General features: G+C 75.4%; 19 protein-coding genes, 1 pseudogene and 1 riboswitch. Of the genes and pseudogenes, 11 read left to right on the top strand and 9 right to left on the bottom strand.

All coding sequences use genetic code 11. The features are described from left to right. Position 1: 1 nt before the first annotated feature. A complete protein-coding gene (guaA, locus tag BJP59_RS03505) occupies positions 2-1615 on the bottom strand; it encodes a glutamine-hydrolyzing GMP synthase (RefSeq protein ID WP_269467724.1) in 1614 nt (537 codons plus the stop codon). A 42-nt stretch (positions 1616-1657) separates the two neighbouring features. Further along, on the bottom strand, positions 1658-2383 hold the full coding sequence (gene thiE, locus BJP59_RS03500; RefSeq protein ID WP_194522197.1) for a thiamine phosphate synthase: 726 nt from the start codon (positions 2381-2383) through the stop codon (positions 1658-1660). 44 nt (positions 2384-2427) lie between these two features. After that, positions 2428-2530: riboswitch (TPP riboswitch) on the top strand. On the opposite strand from thiE, the gene thiO reads away from it, so the two are divergent. The 3 genes from thiO to BJP59_RS03485 all read left to right on the top strand — a co-directional run bounded on the left by thiO (position 2520) and on the right by BJP59_RS03485 (position 4885). Further along, entirely contained in the window at positions 2520-3794 is a 1275-nt protein-coding gene (gene thiO / locus BJP59_RS03495; RefSeq protein WP_194522196.1) for a glycine oxidase ThiO, read from the top strand. It overlaps the preceding riboswitch by 11 nt. A gap of 5 nt (positions 3795-3799) precedes the next feature. After that, positions 3800-4033: a sulfur carrier protein ThiS gene (gene thiS / locus BJP59_RS03490; protein ID WP_076405108.1), complete on the top strand. Its 234-nt coding sequence runs from the start codon at positions 3800-3802 to the stop codon at positions 4031-4033. A gap of 9 nt (positions 4034-4042) precedes the next feature. Then, positions 4043-4885 (top strand): thiazole synthase, encoded by an 843-nt coding sequence (locus tag BJP59_RS03485; RefSeq protein ID WP_194522195.1) that lies wholly within the window; start codon positions 4043-4045, stop codon positions 4883-4885. Positions 4886-4986: 101 nt separating this feature from the next. On the opposite strand, the gene BJP59_RS03480 is transcribed toward BJP59_RS03485, so the two are convergent. Both BJP59_RS03480 and BJP59_RS03475 read right to left on the bottom strand, forming a co-directional pair. Beyond that, complete coding sequence (locus BJP59_RS03480) at positions 4987-6303, bottom strand: ThiF family adenylyltransferase (RefSeq protein ID WP_194522194.1); 1317 nt, start codon at positions 6301-6303, stop codon at positions 4987-4989. Beyond that, on the bottom strand, positions 6300-6746 hold the full coding sequence (locus BJP59_RS03475) for a DUF3817 domain-containing protein (RefSeq protein WP_081600117.1): 447 nt from the start codon (positions 6744-6746) through the stop codon (positions 6300-6302). Before BJP59_RS03475 ends, BJP59_RS03480 begins: the two co-directional genes overlap by 4 nt. A gap of 121 nt (positions 6747-6867) precedes the next feature. Here BJP59_RS03475 and BJP59_RS03470 point away from each other — a divergent pair, with 121 nt between their 5' ends. Genes BJP59_RS03470 through BJP59_RS03460 form a run of 3 tightly spaced genes read left to right on the top strand, consistent with a single transcriptional unit; the run spans position 6868 to position 11458 of the window. Further along, complete coding sequence (locus BJP59_RS03470) at positions 6868-8664, top strand: ABC transporter ATP-binding protein (protein WP_194522193.1); 1797 nt, start codon at positions 6868-6870, stop codon at positions 8662-8664. Continuing rightward, positions 8661-10394, top strand: coding sequence for an ABC transporter ATP-binding protein (locus tag BJP59_RS03465; protein WP_194522192.1), 1734 nt, complete (start codon positions 8661-8663; stop codon positions 10392-10394). Before BJP59_RS03470 ends, BJP59_RS03465 begins: the two co-directional genes overlap by 4 nt. A gap of 26 nt (positions 10395-10420) precedes the next feature. Beyond that, positions 10421-11458 carry a GNAT family N-acetyltransferase gene (locus BJP59_RS03460; RefSeq protein ID WP_228485253.1) on the top strand — a complete coding sequence of 346 codons (1038 nt, stop codon included), beginning with the start codon at positions 10421-10423 and terminating at the stop codon, positions 11456-11458. A gap of 143 nt (positions 11459-11601) precedes the next feature. Here BJP59_RS03460 and BJP59_RS03455 read toward each other — a convergent pair whose 3' ends face one another. Both BJP59_RS03455 and BJP59_RS03450 read right to left on the bottom strand, forming a co-directional pair. Next, a complete protein-coding gene (locus BJP59_RS03455) occupies positions 11602-11895 on the bottom strand; it encodes a hypothetical protein (RefSeq protein ID WP_034654148.1) in 294 nt (97 codons plus the stop codon). A gap of 182 nt (positions 11896-12077) precedes the next feature. Next, complete coding sequence (locus BJP59_RS03450; RefSeq protein WP_194522190.1) at positions 12078-12971, bottom strand: SURF1 family protein; 894 nt, start codon at positions 12969-12971, stop codon at positions 12078-12080. Between the two features lie 260 nt (positions 12972-13231). Here BJP59_RS03450 and BJP59_RS03445 point away from each other — a divergent pair, with 260 nt between their 5' ends. From BJP59_RS03445 to BJP59_RS20375, 5 genes and pseudogenes are all read left to right on the top strand, one after another. Continuing rightward, entirely contained in the window at positions 13232-15733 is a 2502-nt protein-coding gene (locus BJP59_RS03445; protein WP_021482342.1) for a phosphoketolase family protein, read from the top strand. Next, the gene (gene pta, locus BJP59_RS03440; protein WP_194522189.1) at positions 15730-17919 is read left to right on the top strand and encodes a phosphate acetyltransferase; all 2190 of its coding nucleotides are present in this window, start codon (positions 15730-15732) and stop codon (positions 17917-17919) included. The genes BJP59_RS03445 and pta overlap by 4 nt, the downstream gene beginning before the upstream one ends. Beyond that, the gene (locus tag BJP59_RS03435; RefSeq protein WP_043656335.1) at positions 17916-19175 is read left to right on the top strand and encodes an acetate/propionate family kinase; all 1260 of its coding nucleotides are present in this window, start codon (positions 17916-17918) and stop codon (positions 19173-19175) included. Before pta ends, BJP59_RS03435 begins: the two co-directional genes overlap by 4 nt. A gap of 111 nt (positions 19176-19286) precedes the next feature. Beyond that, a pseudogene (locus BJP59_RS20380) lies at positions 19287-20033 on the top strand (DUF4031 domain-containing protein); the annotation flags it as partial. Then, complete coding sequence (locus tag BJP59_RS20375) at positions 20022-21161, top strand: ElyC/SanA/YdcF family protein (RefSeq protein WP_442861543.1); 1140 nt, start codon at positions 20022-20024, stop codon at positions 21159-21161. The pseudogene BJP59_RS20380 and the gene BJP59_RS20375, both read left to right, overlap by 12 nt. Before the next feature lie 11 nt (positions 21162-21172). Here BJP59_RS20375 and BJP59_RS03420 read toward each other — a convergent pair whose 3' ends face one another. From BJP59_RS03420 to BJP59_RS03410, 3 genes are read right to left on the bottom strand one after another with little or no spacing between them, the layout of a single operon-like run. Then, the gene (locus BJP59_RS03420) at positions 21173-22816 is read right to left on the bottom strand and encodes a succinic semialdehyde dehydrogenase (protein ID WP_194522188.1); all 1644 of its coding nucleotides are present in this window, start codon (positions 22814-22816) and stop codon (positions 21173-21175) included. Further along, positions 22813-23868: a GNAT family N-acetyltransferase gene (locus BJP59_RS03415; protein WP_194522187.1), complete on the bottom strand. Its 1056-nt coding sequence runs from the start codon at positions 23866-23868 to the stop codon at positions 22813-22815. Before BJP59_RS03415 ends, BJP59_RS03420 begins: the two co-directional genes overlap by 4 nt. Next, the gene (locus BJP59_RS03410; protein ID WP_336244597.1) at positions 23865-24503 is read right to left on the bottom strand and encodes a GNAT family N-acetyltransferase; all 639 of its coding nucleotides are present in this window, start codon (positions 24501-24503) and stop codon (positions 23865-23867) included. Before BJP59_RS03410 ends, BJP59_RS03415 begins: the two co-directional genes overlap by 4 nt. Positions 24504-24508: the final 5 nt, after the last annotated feature.

The raw sequence follows: 24508 nt of genomic DNA, 5'->3' as shown, positions 1-24508 counted from the left end.
GTCACTCCCACTCGATGGTGCCCGGGGGCTTGCTCGTCACGTCGAGCACGACGCGGTTGACCTCGGAGACCTCGTTGGTGATGCGCGTCGAGATGACGGACAGCACGTCGTAGGGCAGGCGCGTCCAGTCGGCCGTCATCGCGTCCTCGGACGAGACGGGGCGCAGCACGATCGGGTGGCCGTAGGTGCGGCCGTCGCCCTGGACGCCGACCGAGCGGACGTCGGCGAGCAGCACGACCGGGCACTGCCAGATCTCCTGGTCGAGGCCGGCCTTCGTGAGCTCCTCGCGCGCGATCGCGTCGGCGGCGCGCAGCGTCTCGAGGCGGTCCGCCGTGACCTCGCCGACGATGCGGATGCCGAGCCCGGGGCCGGGGAACGGCTGGCGCGCGACGATCTCCTCGGGCACGCCGAGCTCGCGGCCAACCGCGCGGACCTCGTCCTTGAACAGGGTGCGCAGCGGCTCGACGAGCGAGAACTGCAGGTCGTCGGGCAGGCCGCCGACGTTGTGGTGGCTCTTGATGTTCGCCGCGCCCTCGCCGCCACCGGACTCGACGACGTCCGGGTAGAGCGTGCCCTGCACGAGGAACTTCACCTCGGCGCCGTGCTCGCCCGCGTCCTCGACGATCTGGCGCGCCGCGTCCTCGAACACGCGGATGAACTCGCGGCCGATGATCTTGCGCTTGGTCTCCGGGTCGCTGTGCCCGGCGAGCGCGGTGAGGAACCGCTCCTTCTCGTCGCGGATCACGAGGTTGACGCCCGTCGCCGCGACGAAGTCGCGCTCGATCTGCTCGACCTCGCCCGCGCGCATCAGCCCGTGGTCGACGTGCACGCACGTGAGCTGGTCGCCCACCGCGCGCTGCACGAGCGTCGCGGCGACGGCGGAGTCCACGCCGCCCGAGAGGGCGCAGATGACGCGCGCGTCGCCGACCTGGGCGCGGATCGCCGCGACCTGGTCCGCGATGACGTTGCCGGGCGTCCAGTCCGGGGCGAGGCCCGCGCCGTCGTACAGGAAGTGCTCCAGCACCGTCTGGCCGTGGGCGGAGTGCTTGACCTCCGGGTGCCACTGCACGCCGTAGAGGCGACGCTCGCGGTCCTCGAACGCGGCGACCGGCGAGCCCGACGACGTCGCGAGGACCTCGAAGCCCTCGGGCGCGCGGTGCACGGCGTCGCCGTGGCTCATCCACGTGGTCTGGTTCTGCGGCGTGCCGTCGAGCAGCACGCCCGCGGCGCACACCTCGACCTCGGTGCCGCCGTACTCGCGCAGACCCGTCTGGGCGACCTCGCCGCCGAGCGCCTTCGCCATGGCCTGGAAGCCGTAGCAGATGCCCATGACGGGCACGCCGGCCTCGAACAGCGCCGGGTCGACGAACGGGGCACCCGTCGCGTACACGGACGAGGGGCCGCCCGAGAGGATGATCGCGGCCGGGTCCTTGGCGAGCATCTGCTCGACCGTGAAGGTGTGCGGCACGATCTCGGAGTAGACCTTGGCCTCGCGCACGCGGCGCGCGATGAGCTGCGCGTACTGGGCGCCGAAGTCGACGACGAGCACGGGCCGCGGGGTCGAGGCCACCTCGGCGGTGGTGGGGGTGTCGGGAGCGGTGGCGGGTGACGTCACCCGTCCAGGATAGTCGCCGTGCGGCGGGGCTCGTCCCGCGTCTCAGGCGTCGGTGCGCGCCTCGGCGCGCGCCGCGACGCGCGCCGCGACGCGCTCGCGCAGGGCGCGGGCCGCCGCTTCCGGGTCGCTCGCCGCCGTGATCGCGCGCACCACCACGATCCGGGTCGCGCCCGCGTCGAGGACGGCGTCGAGCCGGTCCGCGTCGATCCCGCCGATCGCGAACCAGGGCGTCGCGGGCCGGGTCGCCGCGACGTCGCGCAGCAGGTCCAGGCCGACGGCGGCCCGCCCCGGCTTCGTCGGGGTCGCCCACAGCGGGCCCACGCAGAAGTAGTCCACCGCCGGGTCGGCCTCTGCCGCGGCCGCCTGCGCGGCCGAGTGCGTGGACCGGCCGAGCACGGGCCCCGCGCCGAGCAGCGCCCGCACGGCCAGGACCGGCAGGTCGCCCTGGCCCATGTGCACGACCGGCGCGCCCGTGACCGACGCCACGTCCGCCCGGTCGTTCACGGCCCACAGCGCGCCGTGCTCCGTCGCGACGCGCGCGACGAGCTCCTGGAGCTCGAGCTCGCGCGCGACGTCGAGCGTCTTGTCGCGGAGCTGCACGACGTCCACCCCGCCCGCGAGCGCCGCCCGCAGGAAGTCCTCGAGGTCGCCGCGCTCCTCGCGCGCGTCCGTGCAGAGGTAGAGCCGCGCGTCGGCGAGCCGGGCGCGTGCGGCGTCCCCTGCCGACGGGGCGGGAGTGGCCGGGGTGGTGGAGGTCTCGGAGCTCACCCGCGGGAGCCTAGCCTCGGCGGGCCCACGGCAGGAGGTACTGTGGCCGACAGCACGGGAGCCCCGCACGGGGCTGAGAGGGCGTCGCCGCCGACCGTCGAACCTGATCTGGGTCATGCCAGCGAAGGGAGCGCACATGAGCCTGTCCGTCCACCCGTCCGCGGGTGGCTCCGTCGTGCCCGACGGCGCGCGTGACGTCGTCGTCGTGGGGGGCGGGATCGTGGGTCTCGCCGTCGCGTGGCGCGCGGCGCGCGCGGGCCTGACCGTCACGGTGCTCGACCCGGCGCCGGGCGCGGGCGCGACGCATGCCGCCGCGGGGATGCTCGCGCCGGTGACCGAGGCCGACTTCGGGGAGGAGGCCGCCCTGCGGCTCCACCTCGCGGCCGCCGCGGCGTGGCCGGCGTTCGCCGCGGACCTGCGCGCGGCGACGGGGGCGGACGTCGGGCTGCGGATCGCCGGGACGCTCACCCTCGCCTACGACGCGGACGACCTCGCGCTGCTCCGCCGCGTCCTCGCGCTGCACGCCGCGCACGGTCTCGCGTCGCACGAGCTCACCGTCGCCGACGCGCGCCGCCGCGAGCCGTACCTGGGCCCGCGCGTCGCCGGGGCGGCGTGGGCCCCCGCGGACCACGCGGTCGACCCGCGCGCGACGCACGCCGCGCTGCTCTCGGCGGTCGGCGGGCGCGACGCCGCGGGTGCGGGCTCGGCCACCGGGGCGCGCGTCGTCCGCGCGTCCGCGACCCGGCTCGCGCTCGATGCCGGGCGCGTGGTCGGCGTGCACGACGACGCCGGCCGGCTCCACCGCGCGGGTGCGGTCGTCGTCGCGGCGGGCTGGCAGTCGGGCGCCCTCCTCGCGGACGTGCCGGGCGTCGTCGTGCCCACGCGCCCGGTGAAGGGTCAGACGCTGCGGCTCGACGCCGGCCCGGACCTCGCGCTCGAGCACGTCGTGCGCGGGCTCGTGCAGGGTCGGCCGGTGTACGTCGTGCCGCGCGACCCCGAGCCTGCCGGCCCGCGCGCCGGGCACCGGGAGGTCGTCGTCGGGGCCACCACCGAGGAGAACCCGGACGACCGCCGCGCCACCGCCGGCGGCGTCTTCGCGCTCCTGCGGGACGCCCGCGCCCTCCTGCCGGGGATCGACGAGGCCGCGCTGGTCGAGGTGACGCCGCGGGGCCGCCCCGCGACCCCGGACAACCTCCCGCTCGTCGGGCCGACGGACGTCCCGGGGCTGCACCTCGCGACGGGCCACGGCCGCAACGGCATCCTGCTCGCCCCGCTCACGGCCGACGCCGTCGTCGCCGGGCTCGGCAGGCTCCTCGCGCTCGGCGGGAGCGAGCACGGCGACGACGTCGCGACCGCCCTCGCCACCGCCCGGACCGACCGCTTCGCCCGCACCGCCACGACACCGAGGTGAGACCCGTGACCGCACCCGCACCCACCGCGCTCGTCAACGGCGAGCCGTACCCGCTCGACGGCGACGTCGACCTGGAGCGGCTCGTCGCCGCGCTCGTCCCCGCCTACGTCGCCGACGGCACGCCGCAGGGCGTCGCGGTGGCCGTCGGGGACGCCGTCGTGCCGCGCGGCGCCTGGGCGACGACCGTCGTCGCGCCCGGGGACCGCATCGAGATCGTCACCGCCGTCCAGGGCGGCTGAGGAGGACCCATGACCACGACCGACGTCTCCCCCGCCACCGCGAGCGGGCCGACCGGCGCCGACGACCCGCTCGTCGTCGCCGGCACCCCGATCGGGTCGCGCCTCGTCATGGGCACCGGTGGGGCCGCGAACCTGCTCACGCTCGAGGACGCGCTCGTCGCGTCGGGCACCGCCCTCACGACCGTCGCGATGCGACGCGTCGCCGTCCGCGCCGGCGGGGACGCGAGCCCCGACGCGGGGATCTGGGCGCTGCTCGCCCGCCTCGGTATCCGCGCGCTGCCCAACACCGCCGGGTGCTTCTCGGTGCGGGAGGCCGTGCTCACCGCGCACCTCGCGCGCGAGGCGTGCGGTACCGAGTGGGTCAAGCTCGAGGTGATCGCCGACGACGTGACCCTCCTGCCCGACCCGGTCGGCCTCGTCGAGGCGGCCGAGCAGCTCGTGCGCGACGGGTTCGTCGTGCTGCCCTACACGAACGACGACCCGATCCTCGCGCGCCGGCTGGAGGACGTCGGCTGCGCCGCCGTCATGCCCCTCGGGGCGCCCATCGGCACGGGGCTCGGCATCCTCAACCCGCGCAACATCGAGGCGATCGCTGCCGCGGCCCGGGTGCCCGTGATCCTCGACGCGGGGATCGGCACGGCGTCCGACGCCGCGCTCGCCATGGAGCTCGGGTGCGACGGCGTGCTCCTCGCGACGGCCGTCACGCGCGCCGCCGACCCGGTCCGCATGGCCCGCGCGATGCGCCTCGCCGTCGAGTCGGGCCGGCTCGCCGCGGGCGCCGGGCGCATCCCCCGCCGCGAGGGCGCCCTGGCGAGCTCGTCCCCGCAGGGCCGCCTCGACCTGGCCCTCTGACCCCGTCGACCAGGCGGTCCCGGCGGGCCGAGCAGGCCATCCCGGCTCGTCCGCCGACCAGGACGCGCCACGACCACCTGGTCGACGTGCAGGGAGGGGGGCTAGGGGGTGGGGGTCTTCAGGGCGTCGAGGAGGGCGGGGACGCCGCCGACGACGGAGCGCGCGTCGAGGCCCGCGGCGCGGGCGGCGTCGGCGACGCGGGCCGACCGGCCGCCGACCGCGCACACCACGAGCACCGGGCGGTCGGCGGGCAGGTCCGCGAGCGCCGCGGCGGCACCGGGGTCCTGCGCGCCGCCGAGGAACGCGCCGCTCGGGACGAGCGTCGACCCGGGGAGCGGGCGCACCTGCGCCTCCCAGTCCTCGCGGACGTCGAGGAGGAACGGCGCGAGGCCGTCGGCCCGCAGCAGGGCGGCCGCGTCGGGGGCGGACACGTCGCGCGGCGCGGGCCCGGCTGCCCCGGTCGGCCCCGCCCCGGCACCGGGCGTCGCCACGGCCTGCGCCGCGGGCCGGAGCCCGCAGAACGCGGCGTAGGCGCCGTCGCCCGGCAGGAGCGCGGTGACGGGCTCGCGCGTCGGGTCGGCGCGCACGGTGAGCTGGCGCCACGAGAGGTCGAGGGCGTCGTAGACGGCGAGGCGGCCCAGCAGCGTCGTGCCGGCGCCGGTGACGAGCTTGATCGCCTCGGTCGCCATGACGGAGCCGACGGTGCCGCACATCGCGCCGAACACGCCGCCGGTCGCGCAGTCGGGTGCCGCGCCCGGGGGCGGCGGGACGGGGAACACGTCGCGGTAGGTGACCCCGCGCGGGCCCTGCTCCCCCGACCCCGCCGCGGGATCGGGACCCGCGGCGTCCGGGAGCGGGGCGTCGTCGGGCACGGCGAACCGGGGCGCGGCCCAGAAGACGCTGACCTGTCCCTGGAAGCGGTAGATCGAGCCCCAGACGACGGGCAGGCCGAGGACCTCGGCCGCGTCGGAGACGAGGTAGCGGGTCGGGAAGTTGTCGGCGCCGTCGAGCACGACGTCGTAGCCGCGCAGCACGTCGAGCGCGTTGTCCGCGTCGAGCCGCAGCGCGTGCTCGACGACGTGGACGTGCGGGTTGACGTCCGCGATGCTCTCGCGCGCGGAGTCGACCTTGCGGCGCCCGACGTCCGACCCGCCGTGGATGACCTGGCGCTGGAGGTTGGACGTGTCGACGGCGTCGTCGTCGACGATGCCGATCGTGCCGACGCCCGCGGCCGCGAGGTAGAGCAGCGCGGGGCTGCCGAGGCCGCCCGCGCCGACGACGAGCACGCGCGCGGCCGCGAGCCGCCGCTGGCCCTCGGTGCCGACGCCCGGCAGCGCGAGGTGGCGCGCGTAGCGCTCGAGCTCCGGCGTCGAGAGCTCGGGACCGGGCGCGACGAGGGGCGCGAGCGGCGACGTCATGCCGCGTACTGCTCCTCCAGCGCGACGAGCTTCGCGTCGGCCTCGGCGTGCACCTTCTTCTCGAGGATGAACGACATGACCGGCACGACGCCCGCGAACACCATCGTCGCGAGGCGGCCCCAGCCCCAGCGCATCTTGGTCCACAGGTCGAGCACGGTGACGAGGTACACGACGTAGATCCACCCGTGGGCGAACGGGATCCAGGACACGTAGCGCATGATCCCGTCGACGTCGACGAACGCACCGACCCCGTACTTGACGAGCATCTCGACGCACAGGATCAGCAGCATCACACCGGTGATGATCGCGAGGACCCGGTAGCGCGCGAGCGCGCCGCGCGCCTTGCGGATCGCGGTGCGCGCGGCCTCCGCGCTGGGGGCCGCCGCGTCGGCGGGGGCGACGACGGGCGCGTCGGTGGGGGTGGCCGGGTCCTGCGTGGTCATGGGAGAGGTCCTCGTTCCGGGCGAGACGGCCGCGGCGGTCTCCGCCGCGTGCGGTGGCGTGACGCGGTCGCCGCGTTAAACCGTCGCCGCGTGTCGGACGCCGAACCTAGGGTAGAACACCGTGCGACCCCTCCCTCTCCCCGACCCGGGGACCCCCGACCTGCGCGGCCCGTCCCGCTACCTCCTCTGGATCGCCCGGCGCCAGTGGACGGTGCTCACCGTGTCCGTGCTGCTCGGCCTCGTGAACTTCGCGTGCCAGGCGTTCCAGCCGTACATGCTCGGTCGCGCGCTCGACGAGGGGCTCACCGCCGGGTTCGGCGCGGAGCTGTGGCGCTGGGCGGGCCTCCTGCTCGCGCTGGGCCTGGGCATCGTCGTCACGGGCGTGACGCAGCACCGGTTCGACATCGCGAACTGGCTGCGCTCGGCGCTCACGACGTCGCAGCTCGTGGGCGACGTGACGGCCCGCTCGGGCGACGCGATCACCGAGGAGCTCCCGACGGGCGAGGTCGTGTCCACCGTCGCGAGCGACGCGATGCGCGTCGGCCAGCTCTTCTCGATGATGGGCCAGTTCCTCGGCGCGCTCGGCGCGTACGTCGTCGTGGCGGTCATCATGCTCTCGACGTCGCTGCAGCTCGGTCTCGTCGTCGTGCTGGGCCTGCCGGTCGTCGCCGCGGTGCTCGCGCTGCTCGTCAAGCCGCTCCAGCAGCGCCAGGCCGCGCAGCGCGAGGCGCAGGGCCGCCTGACGACGCTCGGCGCGGACACGGTGTCGGGCCTGCGCATCCTGCGCGGGATCGGCGGCGAGGGCGTGTTCGTGGGCCGCTACGCGCGGCAGTCGCAGAAGGTCCGCGAGGCCGGCGTCAAGGTCGCGCACACCCAGGCCACGCTCGACGCGCTCCAGGTGCTCCTGCCCGGCCTCCTCGTCGTGCTCGTCGTCTACCTCGGCGCGACGGCGGCCCTGCGCGGCGAGATCACACCCGGGCAGCTCGTCGCGTTCTACGGGTACGCGGCGTTCCTCGGCTGGCCGCTGCAGGTCGCGACGCAGATGCTCAACATCGCGACGCGCGCCCACGTCGCCGCGCGCAAGATCGTGCGCGTCCTCGCCGTCGAGCCGGCCGCGGGCGCGAGCCCGGCCACCGCGCCCATGCCGCCCGAGGGCAGCCCCCTCGTCGACGAGACGAGCGGCCTGGTGCTCGAGCCGGGACGCGTCGTCGCGCTCGTCTCGGCGGACCCGGACGCGTCGGCGGCCGTCGCGACCCGGCTGGGCCGGTTCGACGACGCCGCAGAGGCGGCCACGCCCGTGCGGCTCGGCGGCACACCGCTCGCCGCGCTCGACAAGCACGCGCTCCGGCGCCGCGTCGTCGTCGCCGAGGCGACGCCGCAGCTCTTCTCGGGCGCGCTGCGCGACGAGCTCGACGCGCGCGGCACCGCCACGGAGGCCGAGGTGCTCGCCGCGGTGAGCACGGCCGACGCGCACGACGTGCTCGACTCCGTGCCCGACGGCCTCGCGGGCGAGCTGCCCGAGAAGGGGCGGTCGCTCTCGGGCGGCCAGCGCCAGCGCGTCGCGCTCGCCCGGGCGCTCCTCACGGACCCCGAGATCCTCGTCCTCGTCGAGCCGACGAGCGCCGTCGACGCGCACACCGAGGCGCGGATCGCCGCGAGCCTCGCGCAGGCCCGTCGCGGGCGCACGACCCTCGTCGTCACGGCGTCGCCGCTCGTGCTCGAGCACGTCGACGAGGTGCTGCTCCTCGAGGACGGCCGGGTCACGGCGCGCGGCACGCACCGCGACCTCGTCGACCGCGCCCACTCCCCCGCGACAGCACCGGACGACGACGCGGCCCGGTACCTGCGCGTCGTCGGGCGCTCGCTCGACGACACCCCCGCCCTCGCCCGCACCGCACCCGAAGGAGGCCAGGCATGAGGCTCCCCGTCGCCGACGGCCCCGCCGTCCGCGCCGCCGCCGGACGCCTGTTCGCCCGGCACCGCGGCACGTTCGTGCTCATCGCCGTCCTCCACACCCTGGCCGCGGTCGCGGGTCTCGTGGGGCCGTGGCTCCTCGGCCGGCTCGTCGACGCCGTCACCGAGGGCACCACGTCGTCGTACGTGACGACCGTCGTCGCCGTGGGCGCGGGCGCGGTCCTCGCGCAGGCCGTCCTGCGCCGGTACGCGCAGCGCCTGTCCATGGTCTTCGGCGAGACCGTGTTCGCCGAGCTCCGCGAGGACCTCGTCGAGACGGTGACGTCGCTGCCGCTGTCCACGGTCGAGCGCGCGGGCACGGGCGACCTCGTGGCGCGCACGACGAACGACGTCGACCGCATCCAGCACGCCGTGCGGTTCGGCGTGCCGCAGCTCCTCGTCGCGGTCGTCACGCTCGTGCTCACGGCGGTCGCGGCCGTCGTCGTCGCACCCCTCGTGGCGCTCGCGCTGTTCGTGGGCGTGCCGCTGCTCGTCGTCGTGTCGCGGTGGTACCTCAAGCGCGCGTCGGCCGGCTACCAGCGCGAGGCCGCCGCCTACGCGACGCTCAACGGCACCATCACCGAGAGCGTCGAGGGCGCGCGCACGGTCGACGCGCTCTCGCTCACCGAGCGCCGCCAGGCGCGCGTGCGCGCCGACCTCACCGAGGCGTTCGAGGCGGAGCGGTACACCCTCGGGCTGCGCACCGTGCTGTTCCCGGGCATCGACCTGGCCATCGCGATCGCGCCCGTCGCGGCGCTCGTGTGGGGCGCGTGGCTGCTCTCGCAGGGCCAGACGACGCTCGGCGCCGTGGCCACGGTGACGACCTACGCGTTCCAGCTCGCCGGGCCGGTGTGGAACCTCATCTTCTGGCTCGACGAGATCCAGGTGGCCGCGGCGTCGTACGCCCGCATCGTCGGCGTCGCGCAGGTGCCCGGCGACCGCACCCCGACGGGCGACGTGCCCGACGGCGACCGCCTCGTCGCGCGCGACGTCGAGTACGCCTACCGCGAGGGCCACCCCGTGCTGCACGGCGTCTCGCTCGACCTCGAGCCGGGCGAGCGGCTCGCCGTCGTCGGGCCGTCGGGCGCGGGCAAGTCGACCCTGGGCCGCATGCTCGCGGGCATCCACCCCCCGACGGCGGGCTCCGTCCGCTCCGGCGGCGTGCGGCTCGTCGACCTGCCGCTCGAGGACCTGCGGCGCGAGGTCGCGCTCGTCACGCAGGAGCACCACGTGTTCGTCGGCACGCTCGCGGACAACCTGCGCCTCGCGAAGGGGGACGCGGACGAGGGCGAGCTGCTCGACGCGCTCGACGCCGTCGACGCGCGCGGGTGGGCCGAGTCGCTGCCCGAGGGCCTCGCGACGACCGTGGGGTCGGGCGGGCACGTGCTCACCCCGGCGCAGGCGCAGCAGCTCGCGCTCGCGCGCCTCGTGCTGCTCGACCCGCACACGCTCGTGCTCGACGAGGCGACGTCGCTCCTCGACCCCCGGGCGGCCCGCCACCTCGAGCGCTCGCTCGACGCCGTGCTGGCCGGCCGGACGGTCGTCGCGATCGCGCACCGCCTGCACACCGCGCACGACGCCGACCGCGTCGCCGTGGTCGACGGCGGCCGCATCAGCGAGATCGGCCCGCACGACGAGCTCGTCGCCGCGGGCGGCGACTACGCGCGGCTCTGGCACTCCTGGCAGCAGGAGTAGCGCCGGTCGGTGCCAAGATGGTGCCGATGCCTGGAACCACGAGCGCCACCCCGCACGACCTCCCGACCCTCCCGAGCCCCTGGCGGGCCCGGGTCCCCGGCTACGCCGACATCGACGCGCTCGTCCGGCTGCGACGCCTGGACGAGCTCCAGGGCACGGGCTCGACGCACGTCGACCCCGCCGGGATCGAGTCCGAGGTCGCGGGGCTGGCGTCCTGGACGCGGCGCCAGCTGGTCGCCGTCGGGCCCGACGACGTCCCGCGCGCCTGGGTGACCGTGCACGACCGCGCCGCCGGACGTGCCACCGTCTGGGGCTACTTCGACCGCGACGTGGCCGAGGTCGACGCGATCGCGGACGCGTTCTACCGCTGGGCGGAGCGCACCGCGGTCGCGATGGCGCGCCTGCGCGGCGTGACGGCGACGCGCCTCGACGAGAGCCCGTTCGCCGACGACGCGCGCCAGGCGCAGTGGCTGACGCGGGCCGGGTACGCGCGGCGGCGCAGCTGGTTGCACATGACGCGCCCCGTCGTCCCGGACGAGGCCGCGCTCGCCCCGCGCGCCGGGGTCATGGTCCGCCCGGTCGAGCGGCACGAGAACGGGATGCCCGTCGCGGCCGACCTCCAGGTCGTGCACCAGATGCTGGAGACGTCCTTCCAGGACCACTTCAACTCCTACCGGGAGAGCTTCTCGGAGTTCGTGCAGCGGCTCCGCGAGGACCCGGGCCACAGCTGGGACCACTGGTGGCTCGCGTACGTGGAGACCGACGACGGCCACCGGGTCCCCGCGGGCACGGTCGTGTGCTCGTCGATCGCCGCGGGCGAGAGCGGCGCGCGGGGCACCTACGTCGAGTACATCGGGGTGACGCGCGCCGCCCGCGGCCGCGGCGTGGCGAAGTCGCTGCTCGCGACGGTGATCGCGGACGCCGCCCGGGACGGTCGCGACCGCGTGGCGCTCGAGGTCGACGCCGACTCCCCCACGAAGGCCGACCAGCTCTACCGCTCGCTCGGCTGGGAGACGGACTACGTCACCGAGTCGTGGTTCAAGGACCTCGACCTCGACGGCTGACCGCGGGCGGCCGGGACGCGCCGCCGGTCGCGGGGCCGGGCCCGGACGCGCCGGTGCCCGGCCGTCGCGGACGACGACCGGGCACCGGGTGACGCAGCGAAGGGCGACCTGACGGAGTCAGACGACCCGATGGGACGAGCGCGTCAGAAGCACGAGACGTGGATCGCCACCGACGCGTCGGTCGACGTCGCGTAGGCGGTGCCCTGGCCGTCGTAGTCGTACATCGTCACCGCCGCGCCCGCGCTGTTGCGCGCGCTGTTGGTCGTCCCGTTGACCCGGAGCGACACGTTCGTCGGCGCGCTCGCCGTGATCTTCGCGTCGCGGGTGCCGCAGTTGTACGGCGTGGTCCTGCTCGCCGCGCTCGCGCTCGCCGCCGGCGCGAGGACCAGTCCGATCGTGACCGCTGCCACCGCGAACGGTGCAAGGCGCTTCTTCATGGAGTACCCCCGTGTCTCTCCGACCGCCGGGCGACGTCGACCGGCGGACCGCTCGGGCGCTCTGCCCGGGCGGGATAAGACTGAGGTCCGTACATATGTCCGGCAAGCGCTGTGTCACGTGGTGAGACGGGTATCCGCCCGCTCCCGGCCCCGGACGCGGCGCGTGCGCTCCCGACCTGCTCTCAGGGGGTCGTTCGCGGGCCGGCCGCACCGGGGTCGGCCGGGCCGGGGAGGCCGGCGATCCCGGCGTCCTCCCCGCGCGCGCGGCGCTTGCCGCCCGCCGCCTCGTCGCGCACGAGCCGGACCCACAGCAGCACGGCGAACCCGCCGAACACCCACCACTGGAGCGCGTAGAACAGGTTCTGCAGGTTGAGCCCCGTGCCGCCCTCGATCGTCGGGCGCGGGAGCTGGGCCGGGCCGCCGTCGGCCGCCGACGGCTGCGCCGGGTCCGAGGACAGCAGCACGAGGTACCCCGAGTACATCGGCCCGCCCCACGCGTTGACGAGCTCGCCCGTGGAGATCGCGTCGGTGCGGCCGGGGGCGGAGCCGCCCTGCCCGGCGGCCTCGGAGGCCTGGAGGTAGCCGGTGAGGCGCACGACGCCGTCCGGCGGGTCGAGCGCGGCGCTCTCCTCGGGCGACTCGACCCAGCCCCGCACGACGGGAAGGACCGGGGCGCCCGAGAGGTCGGCCCACGACGCCCCCTGGGTGCCGTCGTCGGTCACGTGGAGCGGGGTGAGCACGAGGTAGCCGACGCGGCCGTCGAGCGCGCGACCCTCGACGAGGAGCTGCCCCTCCGCGTCGTACTCGCCCTCGACCCAGGCCTGCCGGCCGACGAGCTCGCCGGGGAACGTGGACTGCGGCGGGAGCAGCACGCCGACGCCCTCGGGTCCGGCGGCCTCGAGCTCGGCGGCCTCGTGCTGCGCCGCGAGCTCGGCGCGCTGCTGGGCGCGGTCGAGCTGCCAGACGCCGAGCCGCGCGCACACCGCCGCGGCGACGAGGAGGAGCACGAGCAGCCCGACGACCCGGGGCTGGCGGGCGACCGCCCAGAACGAGCGGGGCGCGGTGGGCTCGGGCACGACCCCACGGTATCCGGGGCGCGGGCGGGTCCCCGCATCCGGACCGCCTCCCGGGCGAACGTCACACGCCGCCCAGCGGCCCCCGGCGTCGGGGACAACGTCCTCGGCCGTGGTTCCCGCGCGCGGGACCTTGGACCTTTTGTGCCGTCGTGGGCGCAGGTCACACCGCCCGGCGCCAGGAGGAATAGTGCAGGCCCCCGGTCGATGGGGTTGTATGAAGCCGTAGTCGTTCACGGACCCTTCCCCCGCAGGAGCGTGAGATGAGCACGACCACCGTCACCGAGTCCACCGCCTGGCAACCCGCCGAGATCGCACCGCTCGACGACGACACCCTGCGTCGGGTCGACGCCTGGTGGCGCGCGGCGAACTACCTCTCGGTCGGCCAGATCTACCTCCTCGACAACCCGCTGCTGCGCACGCCGCTGGACCGCGAGGACGTCAAGCCGCGCCTCCTGGGCCACTGGGGCACCACGCCGGGCCTCAACTTCCTCTACGCGCACCTCAACCGCGCGATCGCGCAGCGCCGCCAGTCGACGATCTACGTCGCCGGCCCCGGCCACGGCGGCCCCGGCCTCGTCGCGAACGCGTACCTCGAGGGCACGTACTCCGAGACCTACTCGGACGTCACCCAGGACACCGAGGGCCTGCGCCGGCTGTTCCGCCAGTTCTCCTTCCCGGGCGGCATCCCGAGCCACGTCGCGCCGGAGACGCCCGGGTCGATCCACGAGGGCGGTGAGCTGGGCTACGCGCTCTCCCACGCGTACGGCGCCGCGTTCGACAACCCCGACCTGCTCGTCGCCGCGGTCGTCGGCGACGGCGAGGCGGAGACGGGCCCGCTCGCGACGAGCTGGCACTCGAACAAGTTCGTCAACGCGCGCAACGACGGCGTCGTCCTGCCGATCCTGCACCTCAACGGCTACAAGATCGCCAACCCGACGGTGCTCGCGCGCATCAGCGACGACGAGCTGCGCGACCTCATGATCGGCTACGGCCACACGCCGTACTTCTTCACGGGCGGGTTCGACGGCGAAGACCACTTCGAGGTGCACCGCCGCTTCGCACAGCTCCTCGACGAGGTGCTCAACCACATCGCGCAGATCAAGGCCGACGCCGCGGCGGGGAACGACGAGCGCCCCGCGTGGCCGATGATCGTGTTCCGCACGCCGAAGGGCTGGACGTGCCCGCCGGTCATCGACGGCAAGAAGACCGAGGACTCGTGGCGCGCGCACCAGGTGCCGCTCGCGAGCGCCCGGGACACCCCGGAGCACCTCGAGGTGCTGCGTGGCTGGCTCGAGTCCTACCGGGCCGACGAGCTGTTCGACGAGGACGGCCGCCTGGTCGACGACGTCGCGGCGCTCGCCCCCGAGGGCACGCTCCGCATGAGTGACAACCCGCACGCGAACGGCGGCCTCCTGCTCAAGGACCTGCGTCTGCCGGACTTCCGCGACTACGCCGTGGACGTCACCGGGCCGGGCAGCAGCATCGCCGAGTCGACGCGCGTCCTCGGGCAGTGGCTCACCGACGTCGTGCGGAAGAACCCGGACAACTTCCGGATCTTCGGCCCCGACGAGACGGCGTCGAACCGCCTCCAGGCCGTGTACGAGGTCACGGACAAGCAGTGGAACGCCGACTTCTTCGGGCCCGACGTCGACGAGCACCTCGCGCGCGCCGGGCGCGTCATGGAGATGCTGTCGGAGCACCAGTGCCAGGGCTGGCTCGAGGGCTACCTGCTCACCGGGCGGCACGGCCTGTTCACGAGCTACGAGGCCTTCATCCACATCGTCGACTCGATGTTCAACCAGCACGCGAAGTGGCTCAAGGTCACGAACCACATCCCGTGGCGGCGCCCGGTCGCGAGCCTCAACTACCTGCTGTCGAGCCACGTGTGGCGCCAGGACCACAACGGCTTCAGCCACCAGGACCCGGGCTTCATCGACCACGTCGTGAACAAGAAGGCCGAGATCGTCCGCGTCTACCTGCCGCCGGACGCGAACACGCTGCTCTCGACGTACGACCACTGCCTGCGCTCACGCCAGTACGTGAACGTCGTCGTGGCGGGCAAGCAGCCGGCGCCGCAGTTCCTGTCGATGGACCAGGCGATCGCGCACTGCTCGCGCGGCCTCGGCATCTGGGACTGGGCCGGCACCGAGGTCGAGGGCGAGGACCCGGACGTCGTGCTCGGCGCCGCGGGCGACGTGCCCACGCTCGAGGTGCTCGCCGCGGCGGACATCCTGCGCCGGCGCATCCCCGACCTCAAGGTCCGGGTCGTCAACGTCGTGGACCTCATGCGGCTCCAGGACGAGAAGGAGCACCCGCACGGCCTGTCGGACAAGGACTTCGACACGCTCTTCACGACGGACCGGCCGGTCATCTTCAACTACCACGGCTACCCGTGGCTCATCCACCGCCTCACGTACCGCCGCACGAACCACGCGAACATCCACGTGCGCGGCTACAAGGAGGAGGGCACCACCACCACCCCGTTCGACATGGCCATGCTCAACGACATCGACCGCTACCACCTGGTGATCGACGTCATCGACCGTGTGCCGTCCCTGCGCTCGACCTACGCGGGCCTGCGCCAGGAGATGGTCGACGCGCGGCTGGCGGCCCGCCAGTACACCCGCGAGCACGGGGAGGACATCCCCGAGGTGCGCGACTGGGTGTGGCCGGACGTCGGCGAGACGGCGACCGAGGAGGGTGGCCCGCAGTACAACGGCGCGAGCGCCGCCGTGCAGGACACCGGAGGAGACAACGAGTGAGCGACACCGCTCGCAGCATCTACATCACCTCGCCCGAGGGCGAGACGGGCAAGTCCACGATCGCGCTGGGGGTCCTCGACCTGCTGGTCCGCAAGGTCCAGCGGGTCGGGGTCTTCCGGCCGGTCACCCGGGCCGCCGGCCCGGACGTGCAGGACTACGTGCTCGAGCTGCTGCTCGCGCACGACGGCGTGGACGTCACCGCCGAGCAGGCGATCGGCGTCACGTACGAGGACGTCCACGCCGACCAGGAGGCCGCGCTCTCGCGGATCGTGGCCCGGTACCACGAGGTCGCGAGCCGGTGCGACTTCGTGGTCGTCGTGGGCACGGACTACACCGACGTCGCCGGGCCGACCGAGCTGTCGTTCAACGCGCGCGTCGCGGCGAACCTCGGCGCGCCGGTCCTCCTCGTCGTCTCCGGCAAGGGCCGCACGCCCGACGCCGTGGGCAACCTCATCGAGGTGAGCGTCGCCGAGCTGCGCTCGCAGCACGCGCAGCCCATCGGCGTCGTCGCGAACCGCGTGCAGCCGGACGACCTCGACGCGGTGCGCGCGCTGCTCGGGTCGCTGGGCCCGGACGGCGAGCCGCTCGCGGGCGGGACGTCGTCGGGCCCGACGGCGCAGCCCGCCCCGGGTACGCGGCTGCCGGGCTGGGCGGTGCCCGAGGACCCGTTCCTCGACGCGCCGACCGTGCGGATCCTCATGGAGGCCGTGGGCGGGAGGCTCGCGTTCGGCGAGGAGGAGCTCCTCGCACGCGAGGCGACCGACCTGCTCGTCGGGGCGATGTCGTTCGAGCACCTGCTCGACCGGCTCACCGACGGCGCCGTCGTCATCACGCCCGGCGACCGGGTGGACATCCTCATCGGGCTGCTCGCCGCCCACTCGGCGTCGGGCTTCCCGTCCCTCGCGGGCGTCATCCTCAACGGCGGGTTCTTCCCGCCCGAGTCGACGGCGCGCCTCGTCGCGGACCTCGACCCGAGCCTGCCGATCATCCGCACCGACCTCGGGACGTTCCGCTCGGCGAGCGCCGCCGCGAGCGCCCGGGGCCGCGTGACCAAGGAGTCGCAGCGCAAGGTCGACACGGCGCTCGCGCTGTTCGAGCAGAGCGTCGACGGCGCGGCGCTCCTCGCGGGGCTCGACGTGCCCCGGCCCGAGGTCGTCACGCCGCTGATGTTCGAGTACGAGCTGCTCTCGCGCGCCCGCGCGGACCGCAAGCACGTCGTGCTGCCCGAGGGTGACGACGACCGCATCCTGCGCGCCGCGTCCACGCTGCTCGGCCGCCAGGTCGCGGAGCTGACGATCCTCGGCGAGGAGCAGAAGGTCCGCGCCCGCGCGGCGGAGCTCGGCCTCGACATCGACGCCGCGCACGTCGTCAGCCCGCACGACCCGGAGCTCGTGGAGCGGTTCGCCGCGGAGTACCAGCGGCTGCGCGCGCACAAGGGCATGACGCTCGAGGAGGCGCGCGAGCGCGTCCAGGACGTGTCCTACTTCGGCACGATGATGGTCCACCTCGGGCTCGCGGACGGCATGGTGTCGGGCGCGAAGCACACGACGGCGCACACCATCAAGCCGTCGTTCGAGATCATCAAGACCCAGCCGGGCGTGTCCGTCGTCTCGTCCGTGTTCCTCATGTGCCTGCAGGACCGCGTGCTCGTCTACGGCGACTGCGCGGTCATCCCCGACCCGACGGCCGAGCAGCTCGCGGACATCGCGATCTCCTCGGCGGCGACGGCGCAGCAGTTCGGCGTCGACCAGCGGGTCGCGATGCTGTCGTACTCGACCGGCGAGTCCGGGTCGGGGGCCGACGTGGACAAGGTGCGCCGGGGCACGGCGCTCGTGCGCGAGCGCCGGCCCGACCTGTTCGTCGAGGGCCCGATCCAGTACGACGCGGCCGTGGACGCGTCCGTCGCGGCGTCGAAGATGCCGGGCTCGGACGTCGCGGGGCGCGCGACCGTGTTCATCTTCCCGGACCTCAACACGGGCAACAACACCTACAAGGCGGTCCAGCGCTCGGCGGGCGCCGTCGCGGTGGGCCCGGTCCTCCAGGGCCTCAACAAGCCGGTGAACGACCTCTCGCGCGGCGCGCTCGTGCAGGACATCGTCAACACCGTCGCGATCACCGCGATCCAGGCGCAGGCCCCGGCCGACGCCGCCGACCCCACCTCTGACTCCCAGGGAGCCACGTCATGACGATCCTGCCCGAGGGCGAGCGCCCCAACCCCTACAGCGCGTACGGCGCGCACGGGTCCGTGCTCGTCATGAACTCGGGGTCGTCCTCGCTCAAGTACCAGCTCGTCAACCCCGTCGGGGGCGAGGCGATCGCCGCGGGCACGATCGAGCGCATCGGCGAGGAGTCCGGGATCATCAAGCACCGGTTCGCCGGGAACACCACGACGCGCGAGGAGCCCGTCGCGGACCACGGGCACGCGCTGCGCATCGCGCTGAGCATGTTCGACGAGGTCGGCCCGACGCTCTCGGACGCCGACGTGTACGCGGTGGGGCACCGCGTCGTGCAGGGCGGCTCGCTGTTCGCCGACCCGGTCCTCGTCGACGACGGCGTGCTCGAGCGGATCCGCTCGCTGTCCCCGCTCGCGCCGCTGCACAACCCGGCGAACGTCAAGGGCATCGAGGTCGCGCGGTCGCTGCTCGGCGACGTGCCGCACGTCGCGGTGTTCGACACCGCGTTCTTCCAGCGGCTGCCGCAGCACGTCGCGACGTACGCCCTGGACGCCGAGGTCGCCGAGAAGTACGCGATCCGCCGCTACGGCGCCCACGGCACGAGCCACCAGTACGTGTCCGGGAAGGTCGCGCGCGTCCTCGGGCGCCGGATCGAGGGCCTGAACACGATCGTGCTGCACCTCGGTAACGGCGCCTCCGCGTCGGCCGTCAAGGGCGGCGTGCCGGTCGAGACCTCGATGGGCCTGACCCCGCTCGAGGGTCTCGTCATGGGCACGCGCACGGGCGACATCGACCCCGCGGTCGTGTTCCACCTCGCGCGCAACGCGGGCATGAGCATCGACGAGATCGACGACCTGTTCAACAAGCGCTCGGGCGTCAAGGGCCTGTCCGGCGTGAACGACTTCCGCGAGCTGCACCGGCTCATGGAGGCCGGCCACGAGGGTGCCCGCCTCGCGTTCGACGTGTACATCCACCGGCTGCGCAAGTACGTCGGCGCGTACGCCGCCGTGCTCGGCCGCGTGGACGTCGTCGCCTTCACCGCGGGCGTCGGCGAGCACGACGCCGAGGTGCGCGCCGCCGTCGTGGAGGGGCTCGAGCCGCTCGGCCTCGCCGTCGACCCGGACCGCAACGCCGTCGACTCCGGCGAGCCGCGCGTCATCTCGCCGGACTGGACGAGCACGCTCGTCATGGTGGTCCCGACGATGGAGGAGCTCGCCATCGCGCGCCAGTCGGTCGAGGTCGTCGAGGCGGCCTCGCGCGCCGGCTGATCCCCGCACGCCCGGACCCCTGCGGGTCGTGCCTGCCCAGGCTCAGCCCGTTCCCCGGCCGGTGAGCCGACGCCCGCGCGTCGGCTCACCGGTCGGTGGCATGCTCGGGCGGTGACCGTTCTCATCGACCCGCCCGCGTGGCCCGCGCACGGGACGCTGTTCAGCCATCTCGTGTCCGACGCGTCGCTCGCGGAGCTGCACGCGTTCGCGGCGTCGATCGGCGTGAGCCCGCGGGCGTTCGACCTGGACCACTACGACGTCGCCGCCGAGCGGTACGACGTCGCGGTCGCCGCGGGCGCGGTGCCCGTCGGGGGTCGCGAGCTCGCGCGGCGCCTCGGCGCCTCCGGCCTGCGCGTCCCCGGCCGGGCGCGGCGCGCGGCGAAGGCCGACGCGCTCCTCGCGCGCTGGGACGCGCTCCTCCCGGGCGCGCGCGACGTCGGCGTCGAGCTCGTCGAGCGCTGGCACGAGCCGCACCGCGTCTACCACGGACCCGAGCACCTCGTGCACGCGCTCGACTCCCTCGCGCTCCTGGAAGGACGCCCGCCCGGTGTGCCCGACGCCGCCCGGCCGCCCGCCCGCGGAGATGCCGCGGCGTCGGGCAGCACGGCGTCGGGTGGCACGTCCGGCGGCGCGGTGTCGGGCGGCGCGCCGAGCGGCGCGCTGTTGGGCGGCGCACCGAGCGGCGCGGTGTCGGTCACGGGCGTGATGCCGGCGGTGACGCAGCTCGCGCTGTGGTTCCACGACGCCGTGCACGACGGCGAGGCGGGCCGCGACGAGGAGCGGTCGGCCGAGCTCGCGGACGCCCGGCTGACGGGCCACCTCGGTGCCCGCGAGGTCGAGGAGGTCGTGCGGCTCGTGCTCGTGACGACCGACCACGCCCCGGCGCCGGGCGACGGGCCTGGAGCGCTCGTCTCGGACGCCGACCTCGCCGTCCTCGGGTCCGCGCCGGACCGGTACGCCCGCTACGCCCGCCAGGTGCGCGCCGAGTACGCCCACGTGCCCGACGACGCCTTCCGCACCGGGCGGGCCGCCGTCCTGCGCGCGCTGCTCGGGGCGGCACGCTGTTCCGCACCCCGCAGGCCGCCGCGCTCTGGGAGGACCGCGCCCGCGCCAACCTCACCGCCGAGCTCACGACCCTCACCTCCCCCGCCTGACCCTCGATCCCTCCCCCGCCCCCGCCTCCACCCCCGCCCGCCGAACAGGCGGTCTTGGTCCGTCCCGGACGGCGGACGGACCAGGACCACCTGCACGGCCGGCCCGGAGCGCCTGGTCGACGCGGCGGCGAGGTTAGGGTCGGGGCGTGACCGACGATCCGGCGTCGCCGCCCGCCACCACGGCGTCAGCAGCAGGCCCAACAGCACCGTCGTCCGACAGGTCCTCGTCGGGTCGTCCGCGCCGCTCCCGACGGCGGCGCCTGACCCTCGGACGGCCGCCGGGCTCGTGGCGCTCGTCCTGGCGCCGTTCGTCGTCGTGCAGGCGGTGGGGCGCTCGCACGTCGCCGACCCGGCGCACGTGCCGCCGAGCGACGCGATCGTCGTCCCGGGGGCGGGGCTGCGGCCGGACGGGACGCCGTCCACGTACCTGCGCCGTCGGCTCGACGCGGCGGCCGAGCTCTACGGCCGGGGCGTCGCGCCCGTCGTGCTCGTGAGCGGCGACGCGCACGACGACTACGACGAGCCCGGCTCGATGCGCGCGTGGCTGCTCGGCCGCGGCGTGCCCGACGACGCGATCCTGCTGGACCGCGAGGGCTTCGACACCCACGCGACGTGCACGCGCGCGGCGTCGGAGTTCGGCGTCGGCACGGCGGTGGTCGTCACGCAGGGGTACCACCTGCCGCGCACGCTGTTCTCGTGCCGCGTCGCGGGTCTCGACGCCGTGGGGGTCGGCGTCAGCGCGGCGAGCGTGGAGCCGTGGAAGGCCGTGCTCTACCGCGCCCGCGAGGTCCCCGCGGCGACGAAGGCCGTGCTCGACGCCGTGCTCCGCTGAGCGGGGTTCCGTCAGGGCAGCCGCAGGCGACGCATGACGTCGAGCGCCGACGTGAGGACCTTGCTCGGCAGCTCCCCGCCGAGCTGGTAGAGCGTGTCGAGCGTGAGGCCCTGGTTCGCGCCGCGCTGCACGGAGATCGTCTGCGCCTCGGTGAGCGCCTCGATCCCCTCGCGCCCGTGGCGGCGCCCGAGGCCCGACGCCTTGAACCCGCCCATCGGCGCCCCGACGGACCCCCACGTCGCGGAGTAGCCGTCGTTGACGTTGACCGTCCCCGCCTCGACGCGGGCCGCGATCCGGCGGCCCCGGGCGGCGTCGCGCGTCCACACGCTCGCGTTGAGCCCGTACTCGGTGTCGTTCATGACCTCGACGGCCTCGTCGTCGCTCGCGACCCGGCGCACGGAGACGACCGGGCCGAACGTCTCCTCGCGCGCGCACGCCGCGTCGTCGGGCACGTCGTCGAGGACGGTGGGCGCGTAGAACCACGGGCCGATGTCCGCCCGGTGCACGCCGCCCGCGAGGACGCGCGCGCCGCGCGCGATGGCGTCCTCGACGTGGGCGACCACGCGGTCGAGCTGCGCCTGCGACGTGAGCGACCCCATGTCCGCCGAGTAGTCGAGCCCGGCGCCGAGACGCATCTCACGGACGAGGGGCACGAACTCGTCGAGGAACGCGTCCGCGACGTCCTCGTGCAGCACGAGCCGCTCGATCGACACGCAGAGCTGGCCGGAGTTGGAGAAGCACGCGCGCACGGCGCCACGCGCGGCGGCGCGCACGTCGGCGTCGGCCGCGACGTAGAGCGGGTTCTTGCCACCGAGCTCGAGCGTCGCGCCGATGAGGCGCTCCCCCGCGCGTGCGGCGACCTTGCGGCCGGTGGCCGTCGAGCCCGTGAACGCGATGTGGTCCACGTGGTCGGTCACCGCGGCGCCGACGTCTCCCCCGCCCGCGACAACGAGGAACAGGTCGGCGGGCAGCCCCGCCTCCTCGAGCAGCTCGGAACCCCACAGCGCGGTGAGCGTCGTCTGCGGGTCCGGCTTGAGCACGACGGCGTTCCCCGCCACGAGCGCGGGCACGGCCTCGGCGAACGCGAGCGTCAGCGGGTAGTTCCACGGCGCGATGACGCCGACCACGCCCACAGGACGACGGTGCACGCGCGTGCCGGTGAGCACGGGCAGCATCCCCGGCGCCCGCCGGTCGGCGAGGTAGCGCGGGCCGCGCTGGGCGTAGTGGCGCGTGAGGATCGCGACGTCCGCGACCTCCTCGAACGCGCTGCGCCGCGACTTGCCGGACTCCATCTGGATGAGGTCGAGGCCGTCCGACTGGCGCGCGAGCACGAGCTCGCCGAAGCGCCGCAGCACCGCCGCGCGCTCGCGCACCGAGCGGGCTGCCCAGGCCGGCTGCGCGGCCCGCGCGCGTGCCACGGCACGGGCGACGTCCTCGACGGACGAGACGGGGACCGCGGCGAGCGGGGCTCCCGTGGACGGCAGGACGGAGCGGTGCATGCCCGCCTCGTTGCTCGTGACGACGCGCTGCGCGAGGGGGGCCACGACCTCCGGCTCGAGGACGTAGGTCGCGGCCGGGTTCTCGGGGTCGATCAGGCCGTCCAGCGCGGCGCCGTCGCCGCGCCCGGAGCCGGGTGTGCCGGATGAGCTCGTCATGGGGACAGGCTACGTCGTGGCGCTGACAGCGCGTCGACGGGCTGCTCCCACGTGGTGAGCACGGGCCGGAAGCCCTGCCGCGCCCAGAAAGGCGCGGACAGCGGGTTGAGCACGCCGTGGTGCAGCACGACGACGGCGCCCGGCCCGGCCTGCTCGTGCACGCGGGCGAGCGCCGCGTCGACGAGGGTCCCGCCGACCCCGGTACCGCGCGCGCTGCCCGTCACGTGCAGCAGGACGAGGTAGGCGACCGGCCCCGCCGTGACGGTCCCGGCCACGGCCCCGGAGCGCTCCGACGGCTCGACCGCGACGACGCCCACGACCTCGCCCGTCCGCTCCCCCGGCCCCTGGCGGCGCGCCACGAGGACCGTGGTGCGCGGGTTCTCGACGGCGGCGGCGACCTGGGCGGCGAGGTGCTCGGCCGCGAGCGGCCGGACGCGGGCCGCGCCCACGAGCTCGTCGTACGCGAGCTCGGCGCGCTGGTGCTCGACGACGGCGGCCACGTCGTCCGGGCCGGCGTCGGTCAGCACGAGCCCGGGGAGGTCCGTGCGGGGCCGGGCCGACGGGGCGCCGCGGCGCGCGGCGAGGTGCACGGTGGGGCGCAGGCCGCTCGCCGCGAGGGCGCCCACGGCCTCGACGTCGCGGCTCGGCCACAGGAGCGCCAGGCCGTGGTCGCGGGGTGCGGGGCCCCGCTCGGGCAGCCCGTCGCCCGCCGGTGCGCTGCCCGGGTCGCGCGCGACGCGCGCCGTCCAGGCCGCGACGAGCGCGCGGACCGCGCCGCCCACGTCCGGTCCCGCCGCGCGCGCCCGCAGCCGGTGCTCGCGCAGCGCGCGGAACCCTGCCGCCGCGGAGCCGGGTCCGACGTCCCCGACGCCGAGGAGCCCCGCGGCCCGGGAGCCGTCCGGGAGCCGCACGGCGAGGAGACGCTCGTCGCCTGCGGTGGCACCAAGAGCGGGGACCGCCACGAGCGGGTCGAGCGCGGCGACGCGCGCGCGGTGCTCGGTCTCGAGGGCGGCGAGCTCGTCGTCGTCCGGCCGCCACGCGGCGGGGGTCATCGTCCGGCGTCGCGGGCGTCCGGGGCGCCGAGCGGGCGGCCGAGCACGACGCACTCCTGGTCCGCGTACCCCAGGCGCTCGTAGAAGCCGCGCACCGCGTCGTTCGTGGAGCGCACCATGAGGCGCACGGCCCGCGCGCCCTGCGCGGCGAGCCACGCCTCCGCCGCGACGACCGTCGCACGGCCCGCGCCGCGCCCCTGGACGCGAGGGTCGACCGCCACGTAGTAGAGCCAGCCACGGTGCCCGTCCACGCCGGCCATGGCCGTCGCGACGAGCTCCCCCGCCGCGACCCCGGGCGCCTCGGGAGCACCGTCCGGGGCCACCGTGGGCAGGTCGCGCGTCGCACGGCCCACGAGCACCGTCGAGGTCTCGCCCAGGCGGGCGTCGGCGAGGTCGCGGTACGGGTCGTTCCAGGGCCGGGTGAGCCCGCACTCCCGCCACAGCGCGACGACCGCCTCGACGTCGGCGTCCTCGACCTCCGTGAAGACCAGGTCGGTGGAGGCCTCCGACGAGGCCGCGTCCGCGACGTCCGCCTCCGGGCGGGCCGCGCCCGCGGCGGGCACGGAGCCGTTGCCGCCCGGCGCGCCGTCGCCGGCGTGCGTCAGGCGCGGACCGTCGGCGATGCGTCCGGCCACGGCGG

Origin of the sequence: Cellulosimicrobium sp. JZ28, assembly GCF_015327065.1 — a bacterium.
GTDB classification, from domain to species: Bacteria; Actinomycetota; Actinomycetes; order Actinomycetales; family Cellulomonadaceae; genus Cellulosimicrobium; species Cellulosimicrobium funkei.
The sequence above is the reverse complement of the archived record's forward strand: the minus strand, read 5'-3'. Positions and strand labels throughout refer to the sequence as shown.

Bases quoted from the DNA above. Each gene is read 5' to 3' on its own strand.
- BJP59_RS03415 (WP_194522187.1), bottom strand. From the start codon at position 23,868: ATGACCCCCGCCGCGTGGCGGCCGGACGACGACGAGCTCGCCGCCCTC.
- BJP59_RS03485 (WP_194522195.1), top strand. From the start codon at position 4,043: ATGACCACGACCGACGTCTCCCCCGCCACCGCGAGCGGGCCGACCGGC.
- BJP59_RS03445 (WP_021482342.1), top strand. From the start codon at position 13,232: ATGAGCACGACCACCGTCACCGAGTCCACCGCCTGGCAACCCGCCGAG.
- BJP59_RS03475 (WP_081600117.1), bottom strand. From the start codon at position 6,746: ATGACCACGCAGGACCCGGCCACCCCCACCGACGCGCCCGTCGTCGCC.
- BJP59_RS03460 (WP_228485253.1), top strand. From the start codon at position 10,421: ATGCCTGGAACCACGAGCGCCACCCCGCACGACCTCCCGACCCTCCCG.
- BJP59_RS03435 (WP_043656335.1), top strand. From the start codon at position 17,916: ATGACGATCCTGCCCGAGGGCGAGCGCCCCAACCCCTACAGCGCGTAC.
- BJP59_RS03455 (WP_034654148.1), bottom strand. From the start codon at position 11,895: ATGAAGAAGCGCCTTGCACCGTTCGCGGTGGCAGCGGTCACGATCGGA.
- BJP59_RS03420 (WP_194522188.1), bottom strand. From the start codon at position 22,816: ATGACGAGCTCATCCGGCACACCCGGCTCCGGGCGCGGCGACGGCGCC.
- BJP59_RS03465 (WP_194522192.1), top strand. From the start codon at position 8,661: ATGAGGCTCCCCGTCGCCGACGGCCCCGCCGTCCGCGCCGCCGCCGGA.
- thiO (WP_194522196.1), top strand. From the start codon at position 2,520: ATGAGCCTGTCCGTCCACCCGTCCGCGGGTGGCTCCGTCGTGCCCGAC.
- BJP59_RS03480 (WP_194522194.1), bottom strand. From the start codon at position 6,303: ATGACGTCGCCGCTCGCGCCCCTCGTCGCGCCCGGTCCCGAGCTCTCG.